This is a genomic window from Streptomyces sp. NBC_00286 (genome assembly GCF_036173125.1).
In the GTDB taxonomy this organism is placed as follows: Bacteria; Actinomycetota; Actinomycetes; order Streptomycetales; family Streptomycetaceae; genus Streptomyces.
Window position 1 is genome coordinate 2,224,277 of the sequence record NZ_CP108054.1, and the last position, 26,572, is coordinate 2,250,848.

Here is a 26,572-nt window from a genome sequence, read left to right on the forward strand (position 1 = left end):
TCGACCGCCGTTCGCCGACCGCCGAGACAGTACGGCGGTCGCACCGTACGAGCTCACGCTCCGCAGCCGAGACAGCCGACGCCGGGCAAGGCGGCCACGCCGCGGCTGCGGTGTCACCACGTCCCGTGCGCGGCCGTGCGGTCGGCGCGCGTCCTCAGACCCGCTCGCTAGCCGAATCCCGCAGCGGCCACGTCCCGTCCACCACCGCGGTCGCGTCGCCCTTGCGGCGCAGGAAGCTCTGGAAGTCGGCCGCCCACTCGGCGTACCACTCGATCTGGCGGCGGTGCAGCTCCGCCGGGCCGAGGGCCGCGATCTTCGGGTGGCGGACGGCTATCGCGTGGGCGAGCCGGGCCGCGGCGAGGGCGTCCGCCGAGGCGTCGTGGGCGGAGTCGAGCGCGACGCCGTACTCCGCGCAGACCGCCTCGAGGTTGCGCTTGCCGCGGCGGTAGCGGTCCACGGAGCGGTCGATGGTGTACGGGTCGATGACCGGGGCCGGAGCGAGGCCGTCGAGGCGTTCGCGCAGTGAGGGCAGGTCGTAGCGGCGCAGATCCGCGGAGAGCAGGGTCAGGTCGAAGGCCGCGTTGTACGCCACGACCGGGACGCCCGTCTTCCAGTACGAGACGAGTACCGAGGCGATGGCATCGGCCACTTCATCGGCCGGGCGGCCCTCCGCGGCCGCCCGTTCGTTGCTGATGCCGTGTACCGCCACCGCGTCCGCAGGAATCTCGACTCCCGGATCGGCCAGCCACTCGCGGTGCCCTATCGGTTCCCCGCCCCTGACCTCGATCACGGCTCCCGTGACGATGCGCGCCTCGCGCGGATCCGTCCCGGTCGTCTCCAGGTCGAAGCCGATCAGCAGCTCGCCGTGCCAGCCCATACCGGGCCCCCTTCTTCGTGGTGCGTTCCCCCAGTGATCTCTACGATCCCATGAGCCACTGACAATCAGAGGACCGCGTTCCGCTTATCGCCACCCCATCCGCCTCCCATCCGGCACCCATTTCGCCGCGCGCACCGCTCGTTCCCCTTGCCGGTCACGGGAGTTGTCAGGACACAGGCCGCGAATCCGCCCAAGCCAGCTCGAACTCCTCGCGATACGTACCGAAAAGCCCCTCTTCGCCGGTGTCCTCCGCTTTGACCAGGCGGCCCCCACCGCGCAGTACGAGCACCGGTGCCTCCATCCCCCGCGTCCGGCGCAGATACGACTGGACGACCGCTATGCCGTCCGAGCCGTCCCCGTCGACGAGGTAGGCGGTGAAGCGGGGCGTCTCGTCGTAGACCTGGATCTGGAAGGCGCCGGGATCGCGCAGCCGGGACCTCACGCGCCGCATATGGAGGATGTTCATCTCGACGGATCGGCTCAACTCGCCGCGCTTGAGGCCGAGTTCGCGCTCGCGCCGCTTCACGGCGCTGGAGGCGGGGTTCAGGAACAGCAGCCGCACCCGGCAGCCGGACTCGGCGAGGCGTACGAGCCGCCGTCCGGAGAAGTTCTGCACCAGGAGGTTCAGGCCGATGCCGATGGCGTCGAGGCGGCGGGCGCTGCCGAAGAGGTCCTCGGCGGGGAACTGCCGCATCAGCCGCACCCGGTCGGGGTGTACGCCCACCACGTCCGCGTAACGATCACCGACCAGGTTCTCGACGGCGTCGACGGGCAGCCGCCGCGCGGACGGCACATCGCTGCCCGCCCCGAGTATCTCCAGGAGTCTCGCCGAGGCGCGCTCGGCCTGGGCCAGCACGGCCTCGGACAGGGCGCGGTTGCGCGATACGACGTTCCGGGTGACTTCCAGTTCGTCCAGGGCGAGTTCGACGTCCCGGCGCTCGTCGAAGTACGGCTCGAAGCAGGGCCAGTGCTGCACCATCAGCTCGCGAAGCTGCGGCAGGGTGAGGAAGCTGAGGACGTTGTCGTCGGCCGGGTCGAGCAAGTAGCCCTTGCGGCGGCTGACTTCACGTACCGCGACCGCGCGCTGCACCCACTCCTGGCCGGCCGGCCCGGCGGCGGCGACCACCCAGTCGTCCTCGCCGTGCACGGGTTCGTAGATGGGGCGCAGAACAGCGGCCACGACCGCGCGCAGCCGCTGTTCGACCAGGTTCAGCCATATGTACGCGCGCCCGGCCCGCTGCGCGCGCGTGCGCACCTCGCCCCAGGCGTCGGCGCCCCAGTCCAGCTCCGCACCGATTTCCATCGGTCTCGCCAGAGACACCGCCCCGGGCGGGACGTCCGTGGAGTTCCCCTCGTGACCAACGTCACCAGGAGGCAACTCCCGCCCTCCCGAGCCCACCCGCGCACCGCCTTCCGCTCCCCCGAGCACTCCCCCAGCCAACGATCAAGGAAGGGTACTCCGTGCGCGGTCAACGGTGCAGCCGGATGGACAGGTCGTTTCTCAACGTCCTTATTCCACTTGACCGTTCTGATCGGCAAGGGCGGGCGGAGTGAGCGGATTCATAGCGGTGACGTCACGCGGGGTGAGGGAGAAGCCCTGCCAGTGGACCGGCATCGGCTGCTGGTCCTCGTCCCGGGCAACGTGGTGGAAGCCGATGTTCACCCAGGCCACCGGGTGAGTGAGGTTCTGCCCGTTGACCCACTTGTCGACGGACTTGCCGCCTCCGGCACCGCAGTTGCGCGGGTTGTGGCTGGCGAACTGCTCGCACTTCTTGTACTGGGTGAAGTAGACGTCGTGCTTGGTGTAGCTGCGGCCCGGGTACTTGGACGTGGCGCCCGGGACGATCTCGTACGAGCGGGGGTGGTCGTCCTTGTTCTTGCCGGTCGTGCTGACGACCCGCCACCAGCGCATGTTCTTGGCGTCGCCCGCGAGTTCCTTGGTGATCGGCGTGCGGGTGGTCTTGTTGCGCGGGGCCTCGCCGCCCTGGGCGGGCGGGCTGACCTTGGAGTCGTACTGCTCGACCTTGTTCTTGGGGTTGCCGTCGAGGCCGAAGTTGAGCCGCCAGAAGACGTTGTGACTGTGGCTGGTGGCGTAGTCCTTGGCGCCCTTGCCGATCGGCCAGCCGCGGCCGTCGCCGGCGTCGTAGTCGCCGGGTGAGAGGCTGCCGGTGGCGCCGACGTTCATGTTGATCTGGCCGTCGTCCTGGAAGCGCCACTCGGTGATGTACTCGTACCAGCCGGTCTGGTTGACGGTGTAGACGAGCAGGTCCTTGCCCTGCCGCTGCCAGACCTTGTTCGCGGTGTCGCCCTGCATGCGGTAGGCGTGTCCGCGGGAGCGGGTCGTGGTGCACAGGCCCTTGACGTTCGAGTTCGCCGGGTCCACGGCGTCGGGGACCTTGACCGTCTTGATGGTGCCGCCGGGACACTCGCCGGGTGCCATGTTCATCAGGCCCTGCGCGAAGCCGGCGCCGGTGAGGTCGTCGTACTCGACCGAGCCGTCGTCGTAGGGGACGTGGATCTGGGCGACCTTCGCGCTGGTCAGGACGCGTATCGGACGGGCCTCGCCCTTGGGCTGGTACGAGACGTTCTCCAGGACGAGTCCGGCATAGCTGTCGTAGCGCCAGCACATCGTCCACTTGGTACCGGCGGCCAGTTTCTGCTCGATCTTGTACGCCGCGCTGCAGTCGGCGGCCGCCGCGGGGGCGGCCTTCGGCTTGGCCGCGGGCTTGGCGGCGGCCGGTCCCGCGGCGGAGGTCGCGCCGACGGTCAGGGCGGCCACCGACAGGCCCACCATCGTCCGGCTGCGGGCACGGCTGATTCTGTTCACGCGCATGGAGTGATGACTTCCTTAAAGAAGAGCGTGAGTTGGAAAGACGAACTGATGCGGCTCGGGTCAGCCGACCTTGGCGATCTTGCGGGCGCTGAGGTCGATCACCAGGTCACGGGTGTCGATCCAGGGCCCGTTCTTGACCTTCACGAACAGACGCAGGCAGCGGTGCTCTCCGCAGTCGGCGAGAGCGGCGGGCGCACCCGCGTTCGCCCGGTAGACCATGCTGTTGAGCAGCAGTTGGTCGGGCTTGGTCAGTTCGTTGCCGGTGGCGTCCTTGTAGTCCGCCTTCAGGCCCTCGCCGAGCGGGTCGGCGATCAGAAGCTCCGCGGCCTCGACGTTCTCGTCACGGCTGAGCGGCGGCTGGACACCCTCCTGGGTGTCCGTCGCCTCGACCTTGCCGGTGTCGAGGTTGACGGTCTTCGTGACGAGCGCGTCGTCCTTGTAGTCGTAGAACGACACCTCGGCACGGCGCGGCGCGTCCGCGTCGTCCAGTTCGCTCGCCTCGGGATCGGCGAGGTCGACCGTGAGCGGCTGCGGCCCGCCCGCTTCGCCCTCGACGTTCTCGCTCGAGTTCCGCAGCTGCCGGTCCAGAGCGAGCTGCTCGACACGCTCGGTCTCGTCCTCGGTGAGCGGATCACGCCCCTCACCGGTGTCACCCTCCGCCGGGGCCCGCTCGACGACCCCCGGCCGCACACCGGCCTGGCCCGTCCCCTGGCCCTCCTGGCCCGCCTGCTGGCCGCTCTGACCGGCCCCCGCGCCGGTGCCGGAGTCATCGGCCCCCGCCGAGCCCGGCAGTGTGACGGCGACCATCACGGCGGTCGTGGCGACCGCTATACCCGCCCCCGCGACCACCTTGCCGAGATGGCGGTGCACTATCTTGCGCACATTTCCCCCTGCTCCCTGTAGTCCCTAGGAGTCACTTGAACCCCACTGACATACCGCGTTGCACTGGCCGGTCGGTAAGAGGGACGTAAGTCATAGGTGGTTCCATCACTTTCGGGGAGACTCGGGCCGGAGTCGCCCCACGCGACGTCGCACAACTGGAAGAGTCGTATCCATGCAGGTCTGGCCTGGACAGGCGTACCCACTCGGTGCCACATATGACGGCGCCGGCACCAACTTCGCGGTCTTCTCGGAGGCCGCCGACCGAATCGAGCTGTGTCTGCTCCATGACGACGGTTCGGAGACGGCGATAGAGCTGCGGGAGGCCGACGCGTTCGTGCGGCACGCGTACCTGCCCGGCATCATGCCGGGACAGCGCTACGGCTTCCGTGTGCACGGTCCGTACGCACCCGAACGCGGACAGCGCTGCAACTCCGCGAAGCTGCTGCTCGATCCGTACGCGAAAGCCATCAGCGGCAGCATCGACTGGGGCGAGGAGGTGTACGGCTACCACTTCGGCTCGCCGAACAAGCGCAACGATCTCGACTCGGCTCCCCACACGATGTCCTCGGTGGTGGTCAACCCGTACTTCGACTGGGGCGACGACCGGCTCCCGCGCACCGAGTACCACGAAACGGTGCTCTACGAGGCCCATGTGAAGGGCCTGACCATGCGCCATCCGGCGCTGCCGGACGAGCTGCGCGGCACGTACGCGGCGCTGGCGCACCCCGCGATCATCGAGCACCTCACGGAGCTCGGGGTCACCGCGCTGGAGCTGATGCCGGTCCACCAGTTCGTGAACGACCACCGTCTGGTCGACATGGGCCTGAACAACTACTGGGGCTACAACACGATCGGTTTCTTCGCCCCGCACAACGCGTACGCCTCCTGGGGCGACCGCGGACAGCAGGTCCTGGAGTTCAAGTCGGCCGTACGCGCCCTACACGAAGCGGGCATCGAGGTCATTCTGGACGTCGTCTACAACCACACGGCGGAAGGCAACCACCTGGGGCCGACGCTGTCCTTCAGGGGCCTCGACAACGCCTCGTACTACCGGCTCACCGACGATCCCCGCTACTACATGGACACCACGGGCACCGGCAACTCCCTGCTGATGCGCTCCCCGCACGTGCTCCAGTTGATCATGGACTCGCTGCGCTACTGGGTCACCGAGATGCACGTCGACGGCTTCCGCTTCGACCTCGCGGCGACGCTCGCCCGGCAGTTCCACGAGGTGGACCGGCTGTCGTCGTTCTTCGACCTGGTGCAGCAGGACCCGGTGGTCTCCCAGGTGAAGCTGATCGCCGAGCCCTGGGACGTCGGCGAGGGCGGCTACCAGGTGGGCAATTTCCCGCCGCTGTGGACCGAGTGGAACGGCAAGTACCGCGACACCGTACGGGACCTGTGGCGGGGCGAGCCGCGCACGCTCGCGGAGTTCGCGTCCCGGCTGACGGGTTCCTCGGACCTCTACCAGGACGACGGTCGGCGCCCGCTGGCCTCGATCAACTTCGTGACCTGCCACGACGGCTTCACGCTGCACGACATGGTGTCGTACAACGAGAAGCACAACGCGGCGAACGGCGAGGACAACCGCGACGGCGAGAGCCACAACCGGTCCTGGAACTGCGGCGTCGAGGGCGAAACCGACGATCCCGAGGTCCTGGAGCTGCGGGCGCGGCAGATGCGGAACTTCATCGCGACGCTGATGCTCTCCCAGGGCGTGCCGATGCTCAGCCACGGCGACGAGTTCGCACGCACACAGCGCGGCAACAACAACGCGTACTGCCAGGACAACGAGCTGGCCTGGGTGCCGTGGCCGGAGAACCTCGAAGATCCTGCGGACGGCGGGGGACTGCTCGCGTTCACCCGTGCGATGGTGTGGCTGCGCCGTGAGCACCCCGTCTTCCGACGGCGCCGCTTCTTCCACGGGCGCCCCGTGCAGGGCACCCACGACGAGCTGTCGGACATCGCCTGGTTCACCCCGGCAGGCGAGGAGATGACCCAACGCGACTGGAACTCCACGCAGGCCCGCGCCCTGTCCGTCTTCCTCAACGGCAACGCGATCTCCGAGCCGGGCCCGCGCGGCGAGCGCATCACCGACGACTCGTTCCTGCTGATGTTCAACGCGTCCCCGAAGACCATGGACTTCGTGGTGCCGGTCGATCACGGCAGGCAGTGGCAGGTGGTGGTCGATACGTCGCGGGCAGAGGGGGTGCCGCCGGGGACGGGGCCGAAGGTGCAGGCGGGGGATCGTCTGACACTGGTGGACCGCAGCGTGATGGTGCTGCAGCGGCCGGCGTGATGTAGAAACCCGCGCCCCGTATCGCGCGCCCCTTGTCCCCGCGCCCCTGAAAGGAGGCCGCAGGCCTTCGTTTCAGGGGCGCGGGGCTGCATCGATTTGCGGCTCCGCCGCGCGGGCGCGACCAGCCACAACGGACCCGCAGCGTCAAAACTGCCCACCTAGCGGAGCGCAAGCGTGTCGATGACACGAAAGGCTCACTTGCGGGTACGTACGTTGCCATGACACCTGAGCGCAACGATCCGGCGCCGACCGCCACGTACCGCCTCCAGCTGCAGCCGGAGTTCCCGTTCGAGGCATCCGCGGCTGCCGTGCCGTATCTCGCCGCGCTCGGCGTCTCGCATCTGCACCTGTCTCCGGTGCTGGAGGCCGTACCCGGCTCCCTGCACGGCTACGACGTGGTGGACCACGCGCGCGTGCGCGACGAACTCGGCGGCGAGGACGGCCTGCGCTCCCTGGCGCGCACAGCCCGGGAGCACGGCCTGGGCCTCGTGGTGGACATCGTGCCGAACCACATGGCGATGGTCCCGCGGCACAACCGCGCCCTGTGGGAGCTGCTGCGCGAGGGCCCGGACTCGCCGTACGCGCGCTGGTTCGACATCGACTGGGAGGCCCAGGACGGCCGGGTGCTGATGCCGGTGCTCGGGGGGCGGCTCGGTACGCAGCTCGACCATCTGGAGGTCGACGGCGAAGTGCTGCGCTACCACGAACACGTGTTCCCCTTGCGCCCCGGCACCGAGAAGCTGCCCCTGCCGCAGCTCCTGGACGCCCAGTGGTACCGCCTGGGGTGGTGGCGGCTGGCCCGCACCGAGCTCAACTACCGCCGTTTCTTCAGCATTTCGGAGCTCATCGGGGTACGGGTCGAGGACCCTGAGGTGTTCGACGCCACGCACGCGAAGATCCTTCAGCTGCTGGACGACGGCGTGGTCGACGGGCTGCGGATCGACCACCCCGACGGCCTCGCGGACCCGGACGCGTACCTCCAGCGGCTCCACGAGGCGACCGGCGGGCGCTGGACGGTGGTCGAGAAGATCCTCGCGGAGGGCGAACCGCTGCCCGCCGCCTGGCCTGTCGCCGGCACCACCGGCTATGACGCGCTGCGGCACATCGACGGCCTGTTCACGGACCCGGCGGGCGCGGGCGAACTCCTCGGCCAGTACCGGCGGTTCGCGGCGCCCCAGGCCGACCGTGGCGGCGTCTGGGAGGCGACGGTGCGGCGGGCCGCGTACAAGGTGGTCCATCACGAGCTGGCCACCGAGATCGACCGCCTGACCCGCGAGGCCGACCGCCTGTGCCGTACGTCCCCGGACCCCGCGCTCCGCGACCACGCCCCCTGGGCCCTGCGCACCGCGCTGCGCGAGCTCCTCGTACGCCTCCAGGTCTACCGGCCGTACGCCTCCGGGGACGCCGCGGCGGTCGTCACCGAGGAAGCCGCACACGAGGCGCGCGGGGCCTTCACGGTGCCCGAGGAAGCCCATGCGGTGGATGCCGTACGGGACTTGGTGCTCGGCCTCACCGGGGAGGGGCCGGCGCGCGAGGGCTTCCGGGCCCGGTTCGCGCAGACCGCGTCGGCGCTGCGGGCCAAGTCCGTCGAGGACACGGCCTTCTACCGGTACGTGCCCGTCCTCTCGGCCAACGAGGTGGGCGGCGAGCCGGAGTACCCCGCTGTGCCCCCGGAGGACTTCCACGCGTACTGCGCGCGCGTGCAGCGCGACTGGCCCGCCACCGGCACGGCGCTGTCCACCCACGACACCAAGCGCAGCGCCGACGTCCGGGCGGCGATCTCCGTCCTCACCCAGTGCCCCCTGCGCTGGGCCGACCTGCTGGCCGAAGTGACCGGGCAGACGGCGGTCGACGGGGTGGGCGCACCGGATCCGCAGGTGGCATGGGCGGCGTGGCAGACGGCGGTCGGCCTCGGGCCCGCGGCCGAGGAACGGCTCCAGGGCGCCATGTTGAAGCACGTCAGGGAGGCCGGCCTGTTCACCTCGTGGACGGAACAGGATCCCGCGTACGAGGCCTCTGTCGCCGCCTTCCTCAGGGCGGGGCCCTGCGGAGCGCCCGGGCGGCGTGCGGCCGAGTTCAGGGCCTCCCTGGAGCCGCATGTACGGGCGAACGTCCTCGGGTCCGCCCTCGTCCACCTGACGATGCCGGGCGTGCCGGACGTCTACCAGGGCACGGAGATCGAATACCGAGCCCTCGTGGACCCCGACAACCGCCGCTCGGCCCACTTCCCGCCCCAGGAACCGGACGACCTGTCCGCCGAGAAGGCCGCGCTCACCGCGACCGCGCTGCGACTGCGGAGGCAACGCCCCGCTGTCTTCGGCGAGTCGGCGACGTACACCCCGCTCGAGGCGGACGGCCCGGCCGCCGCGCACTGCGTGGCCTTCATGCGCTCCGGGGAGGCGATCACCGCCGTCACCCGCCTGTCCCTGCGTCTGGAGGAGGCGGGCGGCTGGCGCGACACACTGCTGCCACTGCCCGCCGGGCGATGGGCCGATCTGCTCACTCCAGGGCGGGAGTTCACGGGGCACGCGCGCGTGGAGGCGCTTTTCGAGCGGTTGCCCGTGGTGCTCCTGGAGAGGGTGGGTGAAGCCGAGGGCTCGCGTGGCTGAGGTCAGCGCCACTCATACCTCCGTACGCCCGCGGAGGCCTCCTTGACAGTTCATCCAGTCCGTGGAGTACTGCGGATTGCGACGCCGGGACCTGGACAAGGGTCAGCAACCGCTCGCCAGAGCACTCATGTTGGGGCGTTTTAGCTCGATGGAGTGATGATCAGATTCCAGGCTTGCGGCGCCATGGAGGGAGAGATGTAGCGTGAGTGTGCGACCTGGGACGCCGGGTGCGGCGCCAGTGTGCGGGGCCCCTGCTCCACCAGCGAGATGGTTCAGGGCCTCCCCGTCGCCTCTGGCCGCATCCACTTGGGCAGGTCGTGAGGGACTCCGTCCTTCCAGGACCGGACCACGGACACGATCCGTGTCGCCACCTGGTTGCGAAAGCGGACGACCTGGGGGCACCTCCCACGCCCTTAAGGCAGTGGGGAAGCGCCCAAGACCGTTCGGGGCGTGCCAGTGCACGGACTCACACCCGTTCACTGCCGAGGAACGGTGAGTGTCCTGCCGGAACCGCGCTACCCCAATGTGACCGAACTCGTCTCGTGCGCCCAGGCGCTGGCCTCTCATCGGCCGGGTTTGTGCTCGTTCAGACAGGTCGGCGTCTCGCGCGCCGGGCGGCCCCTGCACCTGTTGTCCATGGGGCATGCCGAGCGGGCCGTGCTGGTGGTCGCGGGGGCGCATGCCAATGAGCCCACCGGGGGTTCCACTCTGTTGGCGCTGGCCGAACGGGTGTTGCACGAGCGGCAGTTGAGGGCCGATACGTCGTGGCACTTCCTGCTCTGTGCGGATCCGGACGGGGCGAGTCTTCATGAGACTCCGGCGCCGCGGACCCTGCTCGACTATCACCTCGGGTTCTTCCGCCCGGCCGGGGCCGAGCAGCCGGAGTGGTCGCCGTCCGTGCTGTCGCCCGACCGGCTGCCGCCGGAGACGCGTGCCCTCACGAAGGTCATCGACGAGCTGCGTCCCTACCTCCAGGCGACGCTCCACGGGACGGATCTCGGCGGCAGCTGGGTGCAGTTGACGAAGGATGTGCCGGGACTCGCCGAGCCGTTCGCCAAATCCGCGGCCGAGCTGCACATCCCAGTGGAGAGGGGCGCCTCGGACGCGGCGGGCTGGCCCGCCTCCGGACCCGGGGTGCACGTGATGCCGGAGCCGGGCACGAACGCGCCGTACCCGAGCATCCCGGACGACGTCCGGCACAGCACCTGGTACCACGCCCACCGGTACGGCGGTCTCACCGCGGTCGTCGAGGTGCCGATGTGGGCCAGCGACCTGGTGGACGACCCGGCGCCGCATCCCGCGCCGGACGCGGCGATGCGGCATCTCGCGCGCCGGCTGCTGCGGGACTCGCTCCAGGTGGAGGGCGTCCTCACCGACGCGCTGCCCCGCCTGCCGGTCCCCGACGGCCCCCTGCTGCGGGCCGCGAAGTGGGCCCTGGAGCTGGTGCCGGGGCTGGCCGACGACTGGGCCGGTCGCCCTCCGGCGGACACGACGATGGCGTACGTAGGCAGCGTGGACGCCTTCGGCCGCCGCCTCCCCCTCCGGGCCGCCGCGATGCTCCTCCGCGTCCTCCAGCAGACGGACGACCGCGCGGCCCCCCACCTGCAACACCTGGTCGCCTCCTGGAGCGAAGCCTTCGCCGAACGCTTCCGCGCCCGCTGGGTACCCCTGGAACACCAGGTGGAACACCAGAGCCGTACGGTCGTGGCGGCGGCACATCATGCACGGGAGCGGGCGGAGTAAGCACCGCGCCCCAAGCCCCAGAGGCGACCGGCCGAAGTCCGGTGCCATACCGCGCCCCTAAAGGAGGCCGCGGGCCTCTTAGGGGCGCGGGACTGTGACATTTGCGGCTCCGCCGCGGGGCGCGCCAAGCCACAGTCAACCCGCGGCCGCCCAACCGCCGGAGGCACCCCGCGGGGAACTGCGCGACCAGCCACAGCGAACCGGCAGCTTCGAACCGGCCCATCCAGCCGAGCGCTCAGCTCATTCAAAGGGCACTTCGGCCTTCGCCGGCGTCGTGCCGAGCGCGCTGGCCCCAGGCCGCGACACCGGCGCCCGGCGGCCCGCGAGCTGAAAGGCGTGCAGCACCACCCGCGCCTGGTACTCAACCTGCCGCGCGACCGGAATCCACCGCGCCTGATACCCATCGTGGTAATCAGCGCACCACGCGTCGATCAGCCGCTCGAGATCCGGCAGCGCACCGGACGGATCACGGCCGGCGCGTGTCACGAGTTGGTGCAGCAGCCCGGCCGTACGCAGCGCTATCCGCCGCGCGGAGATACGCAGCGCGGTCAGCCGCGCCGTATCGAGCGGCGGCAGCGGGTGCGTACCGTCGTCGACCGCCGTGTCGGGGTCCCAGGAGTCGGCGAGGCCGGGGCAGACCAGTAAATAGTCGTCGACCGGTGCGAGCAGGGACGCCGTGTCCGCGGCCGCGCCGAGGCCGGGGCGGATCCGGGTGAGCAGCGCCTGAAGAAGCCGGGTGTCGCGGCGCAGCGTGCGGCTGACGGCCCGTAGAGCCGCATCGGGGTCGGCGGACGGCGAGGCGTCCCCCACGGCCCGTACGCCCCACATGGGGGCCTCGACGACGGCGGTCACCGTGCCGTACCGGTGCGGGTGGAACCAGGTGGACTCGACCGCCGCCTCCGTGATGGCGGCGGCCAGGTCCGCGCGCCGCGGGGGCGGGATGCGGTAGACGGCGGGCCCCAGGGTGGGCCAGTACAGCGTGTCGTACGGCCCGAGTTCGAGGGGGATGCCCAGTCGGGCCGCGGTGTGGGCGAGGCGCGGGGCGAGGCCGGGGAGTTCGCGGGTCAGCTCGACGAAGCCGCCGCCCACGTCTACGCCGTGCAGGGAGCACTGGAGGAAGGGCCGCAGTTCGTCCTGGAGGTCGAGCAGGGCGCGGGTCTCCGGCAGGGCGGCGGCGTCGGCGCCGTCGGGCAGCCACTCGGGCTGTTCGCGGAAGCCGGGTCTGAAGAAGTGCCGGAAGTAGTGGCCGAGGGTGTACGGCCCGGACAGCCAGCCTTCGTTGCGCCGGGCTCCGTCCGGGTCGAGGCACAGCAGCAGGTTCCAGGTGGCGTCGGCGCCCTGGCACAGGCGTGGGTCGGCCAGCGCGCGTTCGGCGAGGCGCAGGGCGGTGGCGCCGCCCACGGGTTCGTTGGCGTGCGGGCCGGCGACGACGAGGGCCTGACGGCTGCCGTGTCCGACGGACAGCAGCCACATCGGGTGCCCGGCGCGGGATGTGCCCACCCGGCGCAGCCGGGCGTCCTTCGGGTGACGCTGGACGAGCGCCGCCGCCTGGACGCGCAGCTCGTCCACGGACGGGTAGCGGAGGAGTTGCGGCAGGGTCTTACCTCCGCTGCGAGTAGCCGTTGCTTCACTTGCTGTGGATGGTGTACGCACAGTGAGTCACGATCGCGCGGGTACGTCAACACCGCCGCCGAGCAGGAAGTTCGCCCTTTGCGGGCCGTTTACCTGGAGGGAGCGGTTCCGCCCGTCGGGGCAGGAGTCGTCAGTCGACGGCGAGCCGGAACGTCATGCGCCCGAAGCTGACCTGATCGCCGGCCTGGACCACGGCGGCGCCGATCACGCGTCGCCCGTTCACGGCGGTGCCGTTCGTCGAGCCGAGGTCGCGCAGCACCCACAGGCCGCCCTGGCGGGTCAGTTCGGCGTGCACACGGGAGACCGTCTCGTGGCTGAGTCTGAGTCCGCTGGCCGGGTCGCGGCCGATCCGCAGCGGGTACGGGTTGTCGGGGCGCGGCAGCAGCAACTTGGGGAGTTTCTCGGACTGCCAGGCCCTGCGCAGCCGTACGGTGAAGCCGGAGACCGCTTCCACCGTGCCGAACACCAGCCGCGAGAACCGGTTCTCCTTGCGCAGATCGGCGGTGAGCGCGGCGAGTTCGTCGGAGGTGCGGGCGGCGAGCGCGAGTTCCATCCGGTGGACGAACGTGTTGTGCGAGATCCGCCCCAGCGCGGCGCCCTCTCGGAGCACACTCAACGCCCTGTCACGCTCGGCGTCCGACAGCCGCGCGGCGGGATAAGTGTGGAACTCGAAAGACGACGTCACGCTGGTGATTGTCGGTCAGCGGCGCCGAGGTGTCCAGAAAACCAGGAACTGGCCGGGAACTTGGTACACCTCTGGTTCGGCTCTGGTTCGGTATTGCGACCGACAGAGGCTCAATCCTTCGTTCGAGCGGTTTCAGCCGCGCGACTGATCTCGTGTGGCGCACCATGGGACCGGCGAGATCAGGGTGAGCAGACGAGGGAGAACCGTTCGTGCAGTTCGAGGTGTGGGCACCACAGGCCGGCCGTATGACGCTCCACTGCGCGGGCGGCACACAGGCGATGGAAGGCGATCCGGAGCGCGCGGGATGGTGGACGGCGGAGGCGGAGGCCGAGCACGGCACGCGCTACGGGTTCGCGGTCGACGACGGGCCCGTACGGCCCGATCCGCGTTCGCGGCGGCAGCCGGACGGGCCCGACGGGCTGAGCGCGGTGGTCGACCACGAGCGGTACGAGTGGCGCACCGAGTGGGCCGGACGCGGGCTGCCGGGCGCGGTGCTGTACGAGCTGCATGTGGGCACGTACACGCGCGAGGGCACCCTGGACGCGGCTGCCGAGCGGCTCGGGCATCTCGCGGAACTGGGCGTCACGCACGTCGAGTTGATGCCCCTGTGCCCGTTCCCGGGGCGGCACGGCTGGGGGTACGAGGGGGTCTCGCTGTGGGCGGTGCACGAGCCGTACGGCGGCCCCGAGGCGCTGAAACGGTTCGTCGACCGGGCGCACGCGCTCGGTCTCGGTGTCGTCCTGGACGTCGTACACAACCATTTCGGCCCGTCCGGCAACTATCTGCCCGAGTTCGGCCCGTACTTGACGGACACGCATCACACGCCCTGGGGTGCGGCCGTCAACCTGGACGCGCCCGGTTCGGACGAGGTGCGCGCGTATCTGTTGGGCAGTGCCCTTGCCTGGCTGCGCGACTACCGGATCGACGGCCTGCGGCTGGACGCCGTGCACGCGCTGCGGGACACGCGCGCCTACCACTTCCTGGAGGAGCTGTCGGCCGCCGTGGACGCGCTGTCCGGGGACGTGGACCGGCCGCTGTTCCTCATCGCCGAGTCCGACCTGGCCGACCCGCGGATGATCACTGCCCGCAAGGAGAACGGGCTCGGTCTGCACGCGCAGTGGAACGACGACTTCCACCACGCCCTGCACACCGCGCTGACCGGTGAGTCGCAGGGCTACTACGAGGACTTCGCCCGGGCCCCGCTCGCGGCCGTCGCGAAAACCCTGACGGGCGGCTTCTTCCACGACGGCACGTATTCCAGCTTCCGCGGCCGGCGTCATGGGCGCCCCCTGGACCGTACGCGCGTCTCCTCACACCGCCTGCTCGGCTACTCCCAGACCCATGACCAGGTCGGCAACCGCGCCCAGGGCGACCGGCTCTCGGCCGCCCTCTCCCCCGGTCTGCTGGCCTGCGCGGCGGCGCTGACGCTCACCGGGCCGTTCACGCCGATGCTGTTCATGGGCGAGGAGTGGGCGGCGGGCACTCCCTGGCAGTTCTTCACGGACCACACGGATCCCGAGCTGGCCGAGGCCGTACGCCGGGGCAGGCGCCGGGAGTTCGCCGCACACGGCTGGGCCGAGGAGGACGTCCCCGATCCGCAGGACCCGGCGACCCGCGACCGCTCCTGCCTGGACTGGTCCGAGCCGGAAAACGAGCCCCACGCGCGCGTGCTCGCCTGGTACCGCGAACTCATCGCCCTAAGGCACGACCAGCCGGACCTCACCGACCCCGACCTCTCGGACGTCAAGGTCGCCTACGACGAGGAGGGCCGCTGGCTGGCATTCCGCCGGGGCGACGTCCGGGTGGCCGTGAACCTCGGCAAGGAGCCCGCGTCGATCCCCCTCGGAACGGCTCGCGTGCGCATGCTGGCGGCGTGGGAGCCGGTGGAAGTGCCGGGCGCGGACGGGTTGTTGAGCCTGCCGGGCGAGTCGTGCGTGGTGCTCACGCAAGAGTGACAAGTGGCGATGCAGTGGCGCTGGCGCGGGAGTGAGGCAGGAAATCGGACGCCGGAGTGATCAGTCCTCGTCCCGCAGCTCCGTGACGCGTTCCAGGAGGATCGCCTCCCAGGCGCGGTCCAGCTGGGTGCGCAGTGGGGGCAGCGGGTCGCTGCCGTGGCCCCGGAGGCGGTCGGCGAGGCGGATCAGGGCGTCGCAGCGGGCCAGCCACAGGCCGCGCAGGCAGGGGCGGGCGCCGTATCCGGCGAGGGTGGCCGCGCGGACCGCGGCGGGGGCGCCGACGGCGCGGGCGAGACCGGCGATGTCCTCGGCGGGGTCGCCGACCAGGGCGTCGTCCCAGCCGAGGACGCCGCGCACGCGCCCGTCGGCGCTCACCACGAGGCGGTCCCCCGTGAGGCCGTGGTGGACGAGAACGGCCGCCCCGGGCTGCGCCGCGAGCTGGACGGCGGCGGGCGCGGTGAGCTGGTGGAGCCGCGCGGCGTCGAACTCGTCGGCGGCACCGAGCCGTTCGGCGGCCCGCGCGGCGGCGGCCCGCAGCGCCTCCAGGGACCGTGGCGCGGTACGGGGCACACCGAGCGCCTCGGCCTGCCGTACGGGCACCTCGCGCAGCCCCGTGAGCAGCCCCGCCAGATCGGCCTCCCCCACCGCGGACACGTCGTGCCGCTCGCCTGAACCGCCCGGGATCAGGGTGTCGAGCGTGTACGTCAGCCCGCTCGCCCACTCACCGTGCGCGATGCTCACCGGGACGGCGACCGGCAGGTGCGGCCGCACCACGTCGCGCAGCCGCAGCTCGCGCCGCTGGCGTACGGACGCCTCGCGGTCCGGGGCGAGCCGCAGCACGTGGCGCGTCCCGACGTACCAGGTGGCGGCCTCCGCGCCCGTGCCGACGGGCCGGATGTCGGATCTCCCGCCGTCCGGAAGCAGGGAGCGGACAAGGCGTCGTACGGTGTCCGCCGTGGGTGTCGTTGCCTGGGTCATGGTCGCGCCGTCGCCGTTCGGTGTCCCGGTCTCCGTAGGTCAAAAGGACTACGGTCAGCATCCTGCCCGGACAGCGGGGGCGACGCGAGCCGGTGAACAGCACTTTCCGGGGTCAGACGGGGCGCCCAGGGACGGAATCAGCTCTCCGGCGCCAGCCGCGCCCCCAGGATCAGCAGTACGACTCCGGAATCCTGCTCCAGCCGGCGCCGCACCCGGCGCGCGACAGCACCACGTTCCGGCACCACACGTACGTGACCCCACGAGGCCTCCTCATTGACGGCCGCCCAGGAGCTCGGCGATCCGTAGGAATCCGTCACCCCCGTACCCCTGTCCGATGGCCCGGCGGGCCAGGCCTTCCGCCGCGCGCATCACGCCCGCGTCGATGCCGTGGGCCTCGGAGGTGTGGACGATATGGGCCATGGACGACGCGGCCGAGGTGAGGGGGTTGTCCTCGCCGGAGAAGGTCCGGTTGTCCACTTCCTCGGCGAGCTCTTCGAAGAGAGGCGGGAGTATGTCGCCGATGCCCTTGGCGAACGGCGCCAGCTGTCGTGCGGAGATCCCTTCCGCGCGGGCCACCGCCAAGGCATGGGCGTATCCCGCCATGGCGGTCCAGAAGATGTCGAGCAGCGCGATGTCGTATGCCGCCGCCCGGCCGATGTCGTCGCCGAGGTGGGTGTGGGTGCCGCCCAACGCCTGCAGGGCAGGCTGATGCTCGCGGTAGAGGTCCTCCGGGCCGCCGTAGAGGAAGACGGTGGCCGGAGTCCCGATGGTCGTGACCGGCGTCATGATCGCACCGTCCAGGTAGCGCACGCCGTGCTCCGCCGCCCATGCCGCGGCGTCCCGGGCCCGGTCGGGCGTGTCCGCGGTCAGGTTGACCACCGTCCTCCCCTTGAGCGCGTCGGCGACCGCCTCACGGCGCAGAATGGCGTCCACCGCGTCGTAGTTCACGACGCAGACCACGGTCAGCCCGCTCGCGACAACGGCTTCCTCGGCCGACCGGGCACTGACCGCGCCCCGCGCGACCAGCTCCCGGTCCCGGCCCGGCGTCCGGTTCCAGACCGTGGTGCGCAGGCCGGCATCCAGGAAGGCGCCCGCCAGGGATCGGCCCATGGGCCCCAGCCCGAGGACGGTGACGGCAGACTGGTCGATGTGTTCGGTGAGTTCGGTGTGCTCGGTTGTGTGTAAGGACATGGCTCAACTCCGTGTAAATATCGACAACTTGCTATGAACGGGGTCAAGATGACGCGCGGTCGTGCCCAGGATCCGACTGTCTGCGGGGTAACTGCCGCGATCGCCGTGATCGACGGAAAGTGGAAGACGGCTCTGCTCTGGCTGCTGGAATCCGGCCCGCGCCGTCCGGGTGAGCTGCGCCGGGAGTTGCCGGGCCTCAGCGAGAAGGTGCTGACTCAGGCGCTCCGCGAGATGGAGACCGACGGACTGGTGCACCGGGAGGTACACGATGTGCTTCCGCTGAAGACCGTGTACTCCTTGACCGCGTTCGGCCGAGAACTCTCCGAAGCGCTGGCTCCCCTCTCGGATTGGGGCTATCGCCGCTTGGAGAAGCTCGCCGAGAGCCAGTCAGCCTCCTGATTCATCACGCTTGCACCCACCTCTCACCAGGATCCCGCGGCCCATCGGCCGCCCTTCACCAGGTTCGCCCGGCTGACGCCCGCCGCCAAGTACCCACAAAAAGGTGGGTACTTCGGGTCCTGAGGCAGGTGGTGACTCCGGCCTCCAGCGCGCGTATCAGTTCTCCAGCGCCAGCCGTGCCCCCAGAAGCAGCAGTACGCCTCCGGAGACTTGCTCCAGTCGGCGCCGCACCCCGGCGCGGGACAGCACCGCCTTCATCCGGCCCACGAACCACACGTACAGGCCGTAGTAGCCGACCTCGAAGACCGCCCAGAGCGCGGCGAGCGCCACCATGGTGGGCAGATGCGGCGCCCCCTCGGGCACGAACTGCGGCAGGAAGGACATTGCGAAGATCGCCGCCTTGGGGTTGGCGAGATTGAGCAGCAGCCCGCCCCGGTAGGAGGACCAGCCGCTCTGCTCGACGGCTTCCTCTCCGCCCGCGTCCGCCGTGACCTTGGCGTGGCGCGCCTGCCACAGCGTCTGCACGCCGAAGACGACGAGTACGACGGCGCCGACGATGCGCATCACGTCGTACGCCACTTCCGATGCCGCCAGTAGCGCCGTCAACCCGAACGCGGCGAAGATCCCCCAGATGAAGACGCCGGTTTCGTTGCCGAGCACGGTCAGGAAGCCGGAACGTCTGCTGCGGATCGACTGCTTGATGATCAGTACGGTGCTCGGGCCGGGCGAGGCGGCGATGAGCAGACAGGCGCCGAGGAAGGCGAGCAGGGTGCTGAGCATGGGGCCATCGTCGTCGGCTGGCGGGTGCGGGGCCAGTTGTTTTCCCGGGCCTGGTTCGACGGGCGTACACCGTGGTGTCGGCGATCCGACAGCCCCGCTTCACCGTCAACCCTCGAGAAACCCCAACCCCCTTGTGGGGGCGGCGTCTACGCGCAGAGACTACGGGAGTTCACGTGTTCCCCCTCCTCCTCCGGAGCCCCGATGAACCACCCCAGACCGCAGCGTCCACCGTTCTCGCGCCGTGCCGCGCTCGCCGGTCTTGCCGGTGCCGCGTTGGCCGGTACGACGGCGTTCAGTGCGAACGCGTCCGCCGCGACCGCGAACTCGTACCGGCGGACCATCCGTTTCGCCACCTTCAACGCCTCGTTGAATCGTGGGACCGAGGGCGCACTCGTCAAGGACCTGTCCACGCCGGACAACCAGCAGGCGCGGAACGCCGCCGAGACGATTCAGCGCGTCGACCCGGACGTACTTGTGATCAACGAGTTCGACTACGACGAGGACGGCACGGCGGCCCGGCTGTTCCTGCGTAACTACCTCGCCGTCGGGCAGAACGGCGCGAAGCCGGTCCGTTATCCGTTCCGCTTCACCGCGCCCGTGAACACGGGTGTGGCCTCCGGCGTGGACCTCGACGGCAAGAACGGTGCCGTCACCACGCCGGGCTCGGATGCGTACGGGCAGGACGCGTTCGGGTACGGCTGGTTTCCCGGGCAGTACGGGATGCTCGTGCTCTCCAAGTACCCGATCGACGTCCGGGCGGCCCGTACGTTCCAGCGCTTCCTGTGGAAGGACATGCCGGGGAACGTCATGCCGCCGGGCTACTACAGCGAGGAGGCCCGGGCGATCTTCCGGCTCTCTTCCAAGAGCCACTGGGATCTGCCCATCCGGCTCGGCCCCGGCCGGTCCTCCACCGTCCACTTCCTCGTCTCGCATCCCACTCCGCCCAGCTTCGACGGCCCGGAGGACCGTAACGGCCGTCGCAATCACGATGAGATCCGCCTCTGGGCGGACTACATCGGCGGTCGCCGCCGTAGCGCGTATCTCTACGACGACAAGGGTGTATGGGGCGGTCTGCGGCCCGGCGCGCGGTTTGTGATCGCGGGTGATCTGAACGCCGACCCGCACGACGGCGACAGCTACGACAAGGCCATCCTTCAGCTCCTCGACCACGAGGCGGTCAACCTGCCCGCCACGCCTCCGGCCGCTCGCGGCGGCGTCGAGGCGGCCCGTCTCCAGGGCGGCGCCAACGCCACCCACACCGGCAACCCGGCTTACGACACCGCCGACTTCAACGACAACGCCCCCGGCAACCTCCGCGTCGACCACGTCATCCCGTCCCGCGGCCTCGTCCCGGCCGGGAACGGGATCTTCTGGCCGACGCCGGACGATCCGCTGTACCGGTTGGTCGGCGGCGGGGCCGACGTCCCGACGTCGGACCACCGGCTGGTGTGGCAGGACGTACGACTGGGCTGAGGGGCACCCGGGCACCCTGCGGGGCACTCCTTCCACATCCCCAGGTCGTGTCAGACCCGTGCCGTACCTTGGCTGAATGGGGACGGGGAATGGGGGGAGTGCCGTGTCGGAGTCGGATACCGAGGCGTCCAGCGAGGCGTCCGTGTCGAGCGATGTGCCGCCGTGGCGGCTGTTGCTCGGCTATGTGCGGCCGCATCGCTGGGCGTTGTTGGGCGGGGCCGTTCTGTCGTTGATGACGGGGGCCACCGGGCTCGCCTTGCCGTTGGTGGCCCGGGGGTTGATCGAGGATCTGCAGCACGACCGGGCCATCACCGGGGCGTTGCTGGTCATGTCCGCACTCGTGGTCGCGAATGCCGCGATCGGCGCGCTGGGTGGCTTCGTACTGCGGTACACCGCCGAGTCGGTGGTCCTCGGCGCGCGGCGCGCGCTGGTGTCGCATCTGCTGCGGCTGCGTATCGCCGCCGTCGACCGCAGCGAACCCGGCGATCTGATGGCCCGGATCACCTCCGACACCACACTCCTGCGCGAGGTCACCACGGATTCGCTGGTCGGCATAGGTACGGGCGGACTGACCCTCGTCGCCACGCTCGTGATGATGGGGGTGGTCGACCCTGTGCTGTTCGCCGTCACCCTGGGCGTGGTGGTCGGCGCGGGTGTGGTGATCGGAGTGATCGTGCCCCGTATCAACCGGGCCAGCAGACAGGCGCAGAACGCGGTCGGGGCGATGGGTGCCGCTCTGGAGCGGACTCTGGGCGCGCTGCGTACGGTCAAGGCGTCCGGGGCCGAGCACCGTGAGGAGCAGGCCGTGCACGCCGCCGCCCAGGAGTCGTGGCGGCAGAGCGTGAAGGCCGCCAAGTGGTCGGCGCTGGCCGGGAACACGGCCGGTCTGTCGATGCAGGTCGCGTTCATCACCGTGCTCGCGGTGGGCGGGGCGCGGGTCGCGACGGGTGCCATCGACATCGGCACGCTGGTCGCGTTCCTCCTGTTCGTCTTCTACCTGATGTCGCCGATCCAGCAGGTCGTGGGCGCCGTCGCCCAGTACCAGACGGGCTCGGCGGCCCTGGCCCGGATAGAGGAGGCCCGCCGCCTGCCCGCCGAACCGGCGAGCGCCCCCGCGCCACTGCCCCTCCCCGGCGCCGAACCCGCCGCGGTCGCCTTCGAGAACGTCCGCTTCCGGTACGCCGACGACCTCCCGTACATCCACCACGGCGTGACCTTCACCGTCCCACCGCGCGGCATGACCGCCTTCGTCGGCCCGTCCGGCGCGGGCAAGACCACGGTCTTCTCCCTCATCGAGCGCTTCTACGACCCTTCCCAGGGCCGGATCACCCTGGACGGCCGGGACCTCGCCGACTGGGACGTGTCCGAACTCCGTTCAGCCATCGGTTACGTGGAACAGGACGCCCCCGTCCTCTCCGGCAGCCTCCGCGACAACCTCGCACTCGGCAACCCCGACGCAGACGAGGCCGATCTCCTCCGCGCCCTGAAGACCACCCGCCTCGACACCCTCGTCGACCGCCTGCCGAACGGCCTGAACACCCTGGTCGGCCACCGAGGCACCAAGCTCTCCGGCGGCGAACGCCAGCGAGTCGCCATAGCCCGCGCCCTACTACGCCGCCCCCGCCTACTACTCCTCGATGAGGCCACCAGCCAACTCGACGCGGTCAACGAATCGGCACTACGCGACACGGTCGCCGACGTAGCCCGCACAACCACGGTCCTGGTAGTCGCCCACCGCCTCTCCACGGTCACCATGGCCGACCGAATAGTCGTCATGGACGCAGGAAAGGTACGAGCCGTAGGCACCCACCGCGAACTGGTGACGGCGGATCCCCTCTACGCCGAACTGGCGGCCACCCAGTTCCTGGCATCGACGGACGCCTGACGGTCCATCTGACGCAACGGAAGCGCCTCTTCACGGGGGCGCGGCCGTGGCATGTGCGGCTCCGCCGCGGGGCGCGACCACCGCCCCGTAAGGGGCGCGGGGAACTGCGCGACCAGCCACGACGCACCCGCAGCCGCGACACGCAGTGTCACCCACCACCCCCTGGCGGGCCTGGGGCGCAGCCCCCCACGCGGCGGAGCCGCACATTGATACAGCCGGGAAGGGTCGGGATCGGGGAACTGACCAGCCACGACGGGCCCGCAGCCGCACCGCCCCTCCCACCGAACGCGATGCGGAACGCCGGTACGGAATGACGGGACGAGCCCGGACCGAGCGGCGGAAAGCGGTGTCTTCCGGTCCTCAACTGGGCGCCCCGTAGGGGGATCTCGGGCAGGGATCGAGGGTTTTCCCCGTATCCGGAGGAGCGAGACCCCGCCTACTATTCGAACACAGCTGACCCACAGGTCACCCCCGTAAGGGTCGCTCGCATCTGGCTGGCCGCCGCGTGTTCTCGATCGCACTGTCTCTTCGATCGCACCCCCCGCCGCTTCGACGTCGAAGCGATTCGAACGCTGCTCCGTGTTGCGTAGCGCTGGGCGCCTCGCCCCGGAGCCGGCCCCGAAAGGCACACACTCTTGCGTACTCCACGCTCCGCGAGACGGACCCTGATATCCGTCACCGCGATATCCGCGACGCTGCTGGCAGGCACCGCCACCTCGGTCGCCGCCGCCCCCGCCGAGAAGACCAAGGCTGCCGCCGCCGAGCAGGCCACGGCCGCCGCCTCCGCCGTGGCCGCCCCGGCCGAGCGGCTGATCGTCGGCTACAAGTCCGGCGCCAGCGAGGCCAGGTCGAACAAGGCCGCCGGCGAAGACGCCGAGGCCAAGGGCAAGGACGCGGGCGAGAACCTCGACTTCCAGCGCCGCCTCGGTACCGGCGCCGCGCTCGTCGACCTGGGTAAGAAGCTGAGCAAGGCCGCGGTCGCCGACGTCGTCGCCGAGTACCAGGCCGACCCGCAGGTCGCGTACGTCGTGCCGGACCGCCTCAACAAGCCCCTCGCGGACCCGAACGACACCGAGTACAGCAAGCAGTGGGACCTGTTCGAGACCACCGCGGGCATGCGCGTGCCGGGTGCCTGGGACACCACCACGGGCAGTGGCGTCACCGTCGCCGTGATCGACACCGGCTACGTCGCCCACTCCGACCTCGCCGCGAACATCGTCGGCGGCTACGACTTCATCGCCGACCCCGCGGTCGCGGTCGACGGCAACGGCCGTGACAGCAACCCGGCCGACCCGGGCGACTGGTACGCGGACGGCGAGTGCGGCCAGCCCGAGGGCAGCACCTCCTCCTGGCACGGCACTCACGTCGCGGGCACCGTCGCCGCCGCCACCAACAACGGCAAGGGCATCGCGGGCATCGCGTACAACGCGAAGATCTCCCCGGTCCGCGTCCTCGGCAAGTGCGGCGGTTACGACTCCGACATCATCGACGCCATCACCTGGGCGTCCGGCGGCACCGTCTCCGGCGTGCCCGCCAACACGAACGTCGCCAAGGTCATCAACATGAGCCTCGGCGGTGGCGGCGCCTGCACCAGCGCCACCCAGACCGCGATCAACAACGCCGTCAACCGCGGCACCACGGTCGTCGTCGCGGCGGGCAACAGCAACGCCAACGCCGCCAACTTCTCCCCGGCGAGCTGCAACAACGTCATCTCCGTGGCCGCGCTCAACCGTGCCGGCTCCCGGACGTACTACTCCAACTTCGGTTCGACCGTGGACATCGCGGCCCCCGGCGGCGAGACCCGTACCACCACCGCCAACGGCATCCTGTCCACGCTGAACTCCGGCGCGCAGGGCCCGTCTTCGGAGTCGTACAACTATTACCAGGGCACCAGCATGGCCGCCCCGCACATCGCGGGCCTCGCGGCGCTGGCCAAGTCGGCGAAGTCCTCGCTCACCCCGGCCCAGATCGAGTCCGCGATCAAGACCAACTCGCGTGCTCTGCCCGGTACTTGCTCGGGCGGCTGTGGTGCGGGTCTGGCCGACGCGGCCAAGACGGTGCAGGCGGTGAGCGGGTCCGACGGCTCCACGGGTGGCACCACCTTCACCAGCACCTCGGCCGTCTCCATCCCGGACAACGCCGCGGCCGTCGAGTCCCCGATCGCCGTCACCGGCCGTACGGGCAACGCCCCCTCGGCTCTCCAGGTCGGCGTGGACATCACCCACACCTACCGCGGTGACCTGGTGATCGACCTGATCGCCCCGGACGGGACGGCGTACCGCCTGAAGTCCAGCGGCTCGGACTCGGCCGACGACGTCAAGACCACGTACACGGTCAACGCGTCCAGCGAGACCGCCAACGGCACCTGGAAGCTCCGCGTCCAGGACGTCGCTTCCGCCGACACCGGCCGGATCAACAGCTGGAAGCTGACCTTCTGAAGGGCCTGAACGAAGGCCTGACAAAGGGCCTGATGAAGGGCCTTCAGGCGAACTGCTGCTGAGCTTCTGGCAGCTTCAGACCGCCACCCCCCACAGGGGCGGCCGACGCGAGCGGGCGTCGGCCGCCCCGCCCTTCGTTTCGCAGACGGATACTTTCGGCGGTTGTTTTCATTCCGACGCCGGTTGGCGGAACGTGCACGTCCGGGACACGATGCCCCCATGAAGGGTGATCTGTTTTCCAGCGAGTACATGGTGCAGCCCGCCACCACCGTGGGCATGAGCGTGCAGAACGCCAAGTCGATCCGGTACATGGTCAACGGCGAGATGCTGGCGCGGCAGGGGGCGATGATCGCGTATCGGGGCAACCTGCAGTTCGAGCGCAAGGGCCAGGGCGTCGGCGGCATGCTCAAGCGCGCCGTCACCGGGGAGGGGCTGGCGCTCATGGCGGTCCGCGGGCAGGGAGAGGCCTGGTTCGCGCAGGAGGCACAGAACTGCTTCATCGTCGACATCGACCCCGGCGACGTCTTCACCGTCAACGGCCGCAACGTCCTGTGCTTCGACGCCTCCCTGCAGTACGAGATCAAGACCGTGAAGGGCGCGGGCATGACCGGCGGCGGCCTCTTCAACAGCGTCTTCACCGGGCAGGGCAGGCTCGGCCTCGTCTGCGAGGGCAATCCGCTGGTCATCCCGGTCTCGCCGCAGTACCCCGTGTACGTCGACACGGACGCGATCGTCGGCTGGACCGCCAACTTGCAGACCTCGCTGCACCGTTCGCAGTCCATCGGTTCGATGCTGCGGGGTGGCTCGGGGGAGGCGGTGCAGTTGGTGTTGCAGGGGGAGGGGTACGTGGTGGTACGGCCTAGCGAGGCGACTCCGCAGAAGCCGCAACAGCACTGATACGTGGCCCTTACTACCAGGGGCTCGGCCCCTCGGACCCCTGCTGGGGGCTCCGCCCCCAGACCCCCTGTATCGGCCTGACGGCCTCGTCCTCAAGCGCCGGACGGGCTGAGATCAGCCCGTCCGGCGCTTGGGGTATCTGCGGCGCGGCCGCTGCTAGGTGCTTCGCTGCGCGGCATCTTGCGGTCCGTTGTGGCTGGTCGCGCAGTCCCCCGCGCCCCTTAAGGGGCGCTCCCCGAACCGTGGCGGATTTCGCCGGGCCTGCTTAGTCGGCGGCCGGTCCGTTGACGGTCGCCCTGTGGCGCCACAGGGCCGCAGTAGTGCCGAGGCGAGCAGGGCCCGCTGCCGAACAGTGGCGGACTACGCCGGACTCGGCCAGTCGTCGCAGCACTCGGCCAGTCGCCGCCAGGCCCCTTTGGTCGGCAGCCCCTCCGTTCGCCGTTGCCCTGCGGCGCCACAGGAGCGCGGTTGTGCCGCCTGCCAGCAGGGCGGCGGCTGTCGTGGCGGACAGGAGGACGGTCGTACCGGTGGAGGCGAGGGCGCCGTCGCCGGACGGCGCCGTCGAGCCGCCGCCGGTGGTGGTCGTCGTCGGCGTGCCCCCGTCTCCGTTGCCACCGGCACCACCGGCCGGACCGCTCCCGTCGCTGCCGTTGATCCCCTCGAACGTGGGGATGTCGATGGGGACCACGCCATCCGACGCGCTCGGGGCGGCAGTCGGGTCACCGGTCGCATCCGTGCCGCTGGGATCCGGCTCCGGCTCCGGCTCCGGCTCCGAGGGCCCATACGACGGCGACGGTGACGAAGAGCCGGACGGCGAAAGTGACTCGGACGGCGGCGTCTGCGGTCGTTTGAACGTCGTGACCGACCCATCGGCGGGGCTGCCCACGAACACCGACTCGCCGCCCGGTGTCACCACGACCGAGGAACTGCCCAACTGCCCCGTGACACCCGGCAGTTCGACGCCCCCACCAACGCCCTTCAGAGCCGCCGTGTGGTAGACCGCGAGCCGTCCGACG

At 70.5% G+C, this 26,572-nt stretch carries 20 protein-coding genes; 10 read left to right on the forward strand and 10 right to left on the reverse strand.

The features are described 5' to 3' along the window. Positions 1-154 precede the first annotated feature (154 nt). From OHT21_RS10090 to OHT21_RS10105, 4 genes are all read right to left on the reverse strand, one after another. Positions 155-877 carry a 3'-5' exonuclease gene (locus tag OHT21_RS10090; protein WP_328767922.1) on the reverse strand — a complete coding sequence of 241 codons (723 nt, stop codon included), beginning with the start codon at positions 875-877 and terminating at the stop codon, positions 155-157. A 166-nt stretch (positions 878-1,043) separates the two neighbouring features. Then, positions 1,044-2,276: an SAV2148 family HEPN domain-containing protein gene (locus OHT21_RS10095; protein WP_328774029.1), complete on the reverse strand. Its 1,233-nt coding sequence runs from the start codon at positions 2,274-2,276 to the stop codon at positions 1,044-1,046. A 111-nt stretch (positions 2,277-2,387) separates the two neighbouring features. Next, the gene (locus tag OHT21_RS10100) at positions 2,388-3,710 is read right to left on the reverse strand and encodes a copper amine oxidase (RefSeq protein ID WP_328767923.1); all 1,323 of its coding nucleotides are present in this window, start codon (positions 3,708-3,710) and stop codon (positions 2,388-2,390) included. A gap of 60 nt (positions 3,711-3,770) precedes the next feature. Further along, positions 3,771-4,592 (reverse strand): Tat pathway signal sequence domain protein, encoded by an 822-nt coding sequence (locus tag OHT21_RS10105; protein WP_328767924.1) that lies wholly within the window; start codon positions 4,590-4,592, stop codon positions 3,771-3,773. A 172-nt stretch (positions 4,593-4,764) separates the two neighbouring features. Here OHT21_RS10105 and glgX point away from each other — a divergent pair, with 172 nt between their 5' ends. The 3 genes from glgX (at position 4,765) to OHT21_RS10120 (ending at position 11,243) form a co-directional block, all read left to right on the forward strand. Then, positions 4,765-6,891, forward strand: a complete 2,127-nt coding sequence (glgX, locus tag OHT21_RS10110; protein ID WP_328767925.1) for a glycogen debranching protein GlgX — start codon at positions 4,765-4,767, stop codon at positions 6,889-6,891. 218 nt (positions 6,892-7,109) lie between these two features. Further along, entirely contained in the window at positions 7,110-9,500 is a 2,391-nt protein-coding gene (gene treY / locus OHT21_RS10115; RefSeq protein ID WP_328767926.1) for a malto-oligosyltrehalose synthase, read from the forward strand. A 492-nt stretch (positions 9,501-9,992) separates the two neighbouring features. Beyond that, positions 9,993-11,243: a M14 family zinc carboxypeptidase gene (locus OHT21_RS10120; RefSeq protein WP_328767927.1), complete on the forward strand. Its 1,251-nt coding sequence runs from the start codon at positions 9,993-9,995 to the stop codon at positions 11,241-11,243. Positions 11,244-11,483: 240 nt separating this feature from the next. Here the strand turns inward: OHT21_RS10120 and OHT21_RS10125 are convergent, their stop codons facing one another. Next, complete coding sequence (locus OHT21_RS10125) at positions 11,484-12,812, reverse strand: M14 family zinc carboxypeptidase (RefSeq protein ID WP_328767928.1); 1,329 nt, start codon at positions 12,810-12,812, stop codon at positions 11,484-11,486. A 193-nt stretch (positions 12,813-13,005) separates the two neighbouring features. After that, complete coding sequence (locus tag OHT21_RS10130; RefSeq protein WP_328767929.1) at positions 13,006-13,560, reverse strand: DUF1707 and FHA domain-containing protein; 555 nt, start codon at positions 13,558-13,560, stop codon at positions 13,006-13,008. A gap of 209 nt (positions 13,561-13,769) precedes the next feature. Between OHT21_RS10130 and treZ the strand changes: the two genes are divergently transcribed. After that, the gene (treZ, locus tag OHT21_RS10135; protein WP_328767930.1) at positions 13,770-15,515 is read left to right on the forward strand and encodes a malto-oligosyltrehalose trehalohydrolase; all 1,746 of its coding nucleotides are present in this window, start codon (positions 13,770-13,772) and stop codon (positions 15,513-15,515) included. Positions 15,516-15,575: 60 nt separating this feature from the next. Here the strand turns inward: treZ and OHT21_RS10140 are convergent, their stop codons facing one another. Further along, on the reverse strand, positions 15,576-16,493 hold the full coding sequence (locus OHT21_RS10140) for an aminoglycoside phosphotransferase family protein (RefSeq protein ID WP_328767931.1): 918 nt from the start codon (positions 16,491-16,493) through the stop codon (positions 15,576-15,578). A 270-nt stretch (positions 16,494-16,763) separates the two neighbouring features. Then, on the reverse strand, positions 16,764-17,684 hold the full coding sequence (locus tag OHT21_RS10145; RefSeq protein ID WP_328767932.1) for an NAD(P)-dependent oxidoreductase: 921 nt from the start codon (positions 17,682-17,684) through the stop codon (positions 16,764-16,766). A 48-nt stretch (positions 17,685-17,732) separates the two neighbouring features. Here OHT21_RS10145 and OHT21_RS10150 point away from each other — a divergent pair, with 48 nt between their 5' ends. Further along, positions 17,733-18,083 (forward strand): winged helix-turn-helix transcriptional regulator, encoded by a 351-nt coding sequence (locus OHT21_RS10150; RefSeq protein ID WP_328767933.1) that lies wholly within the window; start codon positions 17,733-17,735, stop codon positions 18,081-18,083. A gap of 156 nt (positions 18,084-18,239) precedes the next feature. Here the strand turns inward: OHT21_RS10150 and OHT21_RS10155 are convergent, their stop codons facing one another. After that, positions 18,240-18,863: a LysE family translocator gene (locus OHT21_RS10155; protein ID WP_328767934.1), complete on the reverse strand. Its 624-nt coding sequence runs from the start codon at positions 18,861-18,863 to the stop codon at positions 18,240-18,242. Between the two features lie 201 nt (positions 18,864-19,064). Between OHT21_RS10155 and OHT21_RS10160 the strand changes: the two genes are divergently transcribed. The 4 genes from OHT21_RS10160 (at position 19,065) to OHT21_RS10175 (ending at position 25,556) form a co-directional block, all read left to right on the forward strand. Beyond that, positions 19,065-20,336, forward strand: coding sequence for an endonuclease/exonuclease/phosphatase family protein (locus OHT21_RS10160; RefSeq protein ID WP_328767935.1), 1,272 nt, complete (start codon positions 19,065-19,067; stop codon positions 20,334-20,336). A gap of 76 nt (positions 20,337-20,412) precedes the next feature. Then, positions 20,413-22,221 (forward strand): ABC transporter ATP-binding protein, encoded by a 1,809-nt coding sequence (locus OHT21_RS10165; RefSeq protein ID WP_443050336.1) that lies wholly within the window; start codon positions 20,413-20,415, stop codon positions 22,219-22,221. 635 nt (positions 22,222-22,856) lie between these two features. Continuing rightward, on the forward strand, positions 22,857-24,659 hold the full coding sequence (locus OHT21_RS10170) for a S8 family peptidase (RefSeq protein WP_328767937.1): 1,803 nt from the start codon (positions 22,857-22,859) through the stop codon (positions 24,657-24,659). 219 nt (positions 24,660-24,878) lie between these two features. Beyond that, the gene (locus OHT21_RS10175) at positions 24,879-25,556 is read left to right on the forward strand and encodes an AIM24 family protein (protein WP_328767938.1); all 678 of its coding nucleotides are present in this window, start codon (positions 24,879-24,881) and stop codon (positions 25,554-25,556) included. A 265-nt stretch (positions 25,557-25,821) separates the two neighbouring features. On the opposite strand, the gene OHT21_RS10180 is transcribed toward OHT21_RS10175, so the two are convergent. Next, positions 25,822-26,244 (reverse strand): hypothetical protein, encoded by a 423-nt coding sequence (locus tag OHT21_RS10180; protein WP_328767939.1) that lies wholly within the window; start codon positions 26,242-26,244, stop codon positions 25,822-25,824. Here OHT21_RS10180 and OHT21_RS10185 point away from each other — a divergent pair. Beyond that, positions 26,234-26,554, forward strand: coding sequence for a hypothetical protein (locus tag OHT21_RS10185; protein WP_328767940.1), 321 nt, complete (start codon positions 26,234-26,236; stop codon positions 26,552-26,554). The two genes, OHT21_RS10180 and OHT21_RS10185, sit on opposite strands and share 11 nt — an antisense overlap. Positions 26,555-26,572: the final 18 nt, after the last annotated feature.

Coding starts and splice junctions, on each gene's coding strand:
- OHT21_RS10090 (WP_328767922.1), bottom strand. CDS start 877: ATGGGCTGGCACGGCGAGCTGCTGATCGGCTTCGACCTGGAGACGACC.
- OHT21_RS10100 (WP_328767923.1), bottom strand. CDS start 3,710: ATGCGCGTGAACAGAATCAGCCGTGCCCGCAGCCGGACGATGGTGGGC.
- glgX (WP_328767925.1), top strand. CDS start 4,765: ATGCAGGTCTGGCCTGGACAGGCGTACCCACTCGGTGCCACATATGAC.
- treY (WP_328767926.1), top strand. CDS start 7,110: ATGACACCTGAGCGCAACGATCCGGCGCCGACCGCCACGTACCGCCTC.
- OHT21_RS10140 (WP_328767931.1), bottom strand. CDS start 16,493: ATGACCCAGGCAACGACACCCACGGCGGACACCGTACGACGCCTTGTC.
- OHT21_RS10145 (WP_328767932.1), bottom strand. CDS start 17,684: ATGTCCTTACACACAACCGAGCACACCGAACTCACCGAACACATCGAC.
- OHT21_RS10150 (WP_328767933.1), top strand. CDS start 17,733: ATGACGCGCGGTCGTGCCCAGGATCCGACTGTCTGCGGGGTAACTGCC.
- OHT21_RS10155 (WP_328767934.1), bottom strand. CDS start 18,863: ATGCTCAGCACCCTGCTCGCCTTCCTCGGCGCCTGTCTGCTCATCGCC.
- OHT21_RS10160 (WP_328767935.1), top strand. CDS start 19,065: ATGAACCACCCCAGACCGCAGCGTCCACCGTTCTCGCGCCGTGCCGCG.
- OHT21_RS10165 (WP_443050336.1), top strand. CDS start 20,413: ATGGGGACGGGGAATGGGGGGAGTGCCGTGTCGGAGTCGGATACCGAG.
- OHT21_RS10175 (WP_328767938.1), top strand. CDS start 24,879: ATGAAGGGTGATCTGTTTTCCAGCGAGTACATGGTGCAGCCCGCCACC.
- OHT21_RS10185 (WP_328767940.1), top strand. CDS start 26,234: ATGGGGACCACGCCATCCGACGCGCTCGGGGCGGCAGTCGGGTCACCG.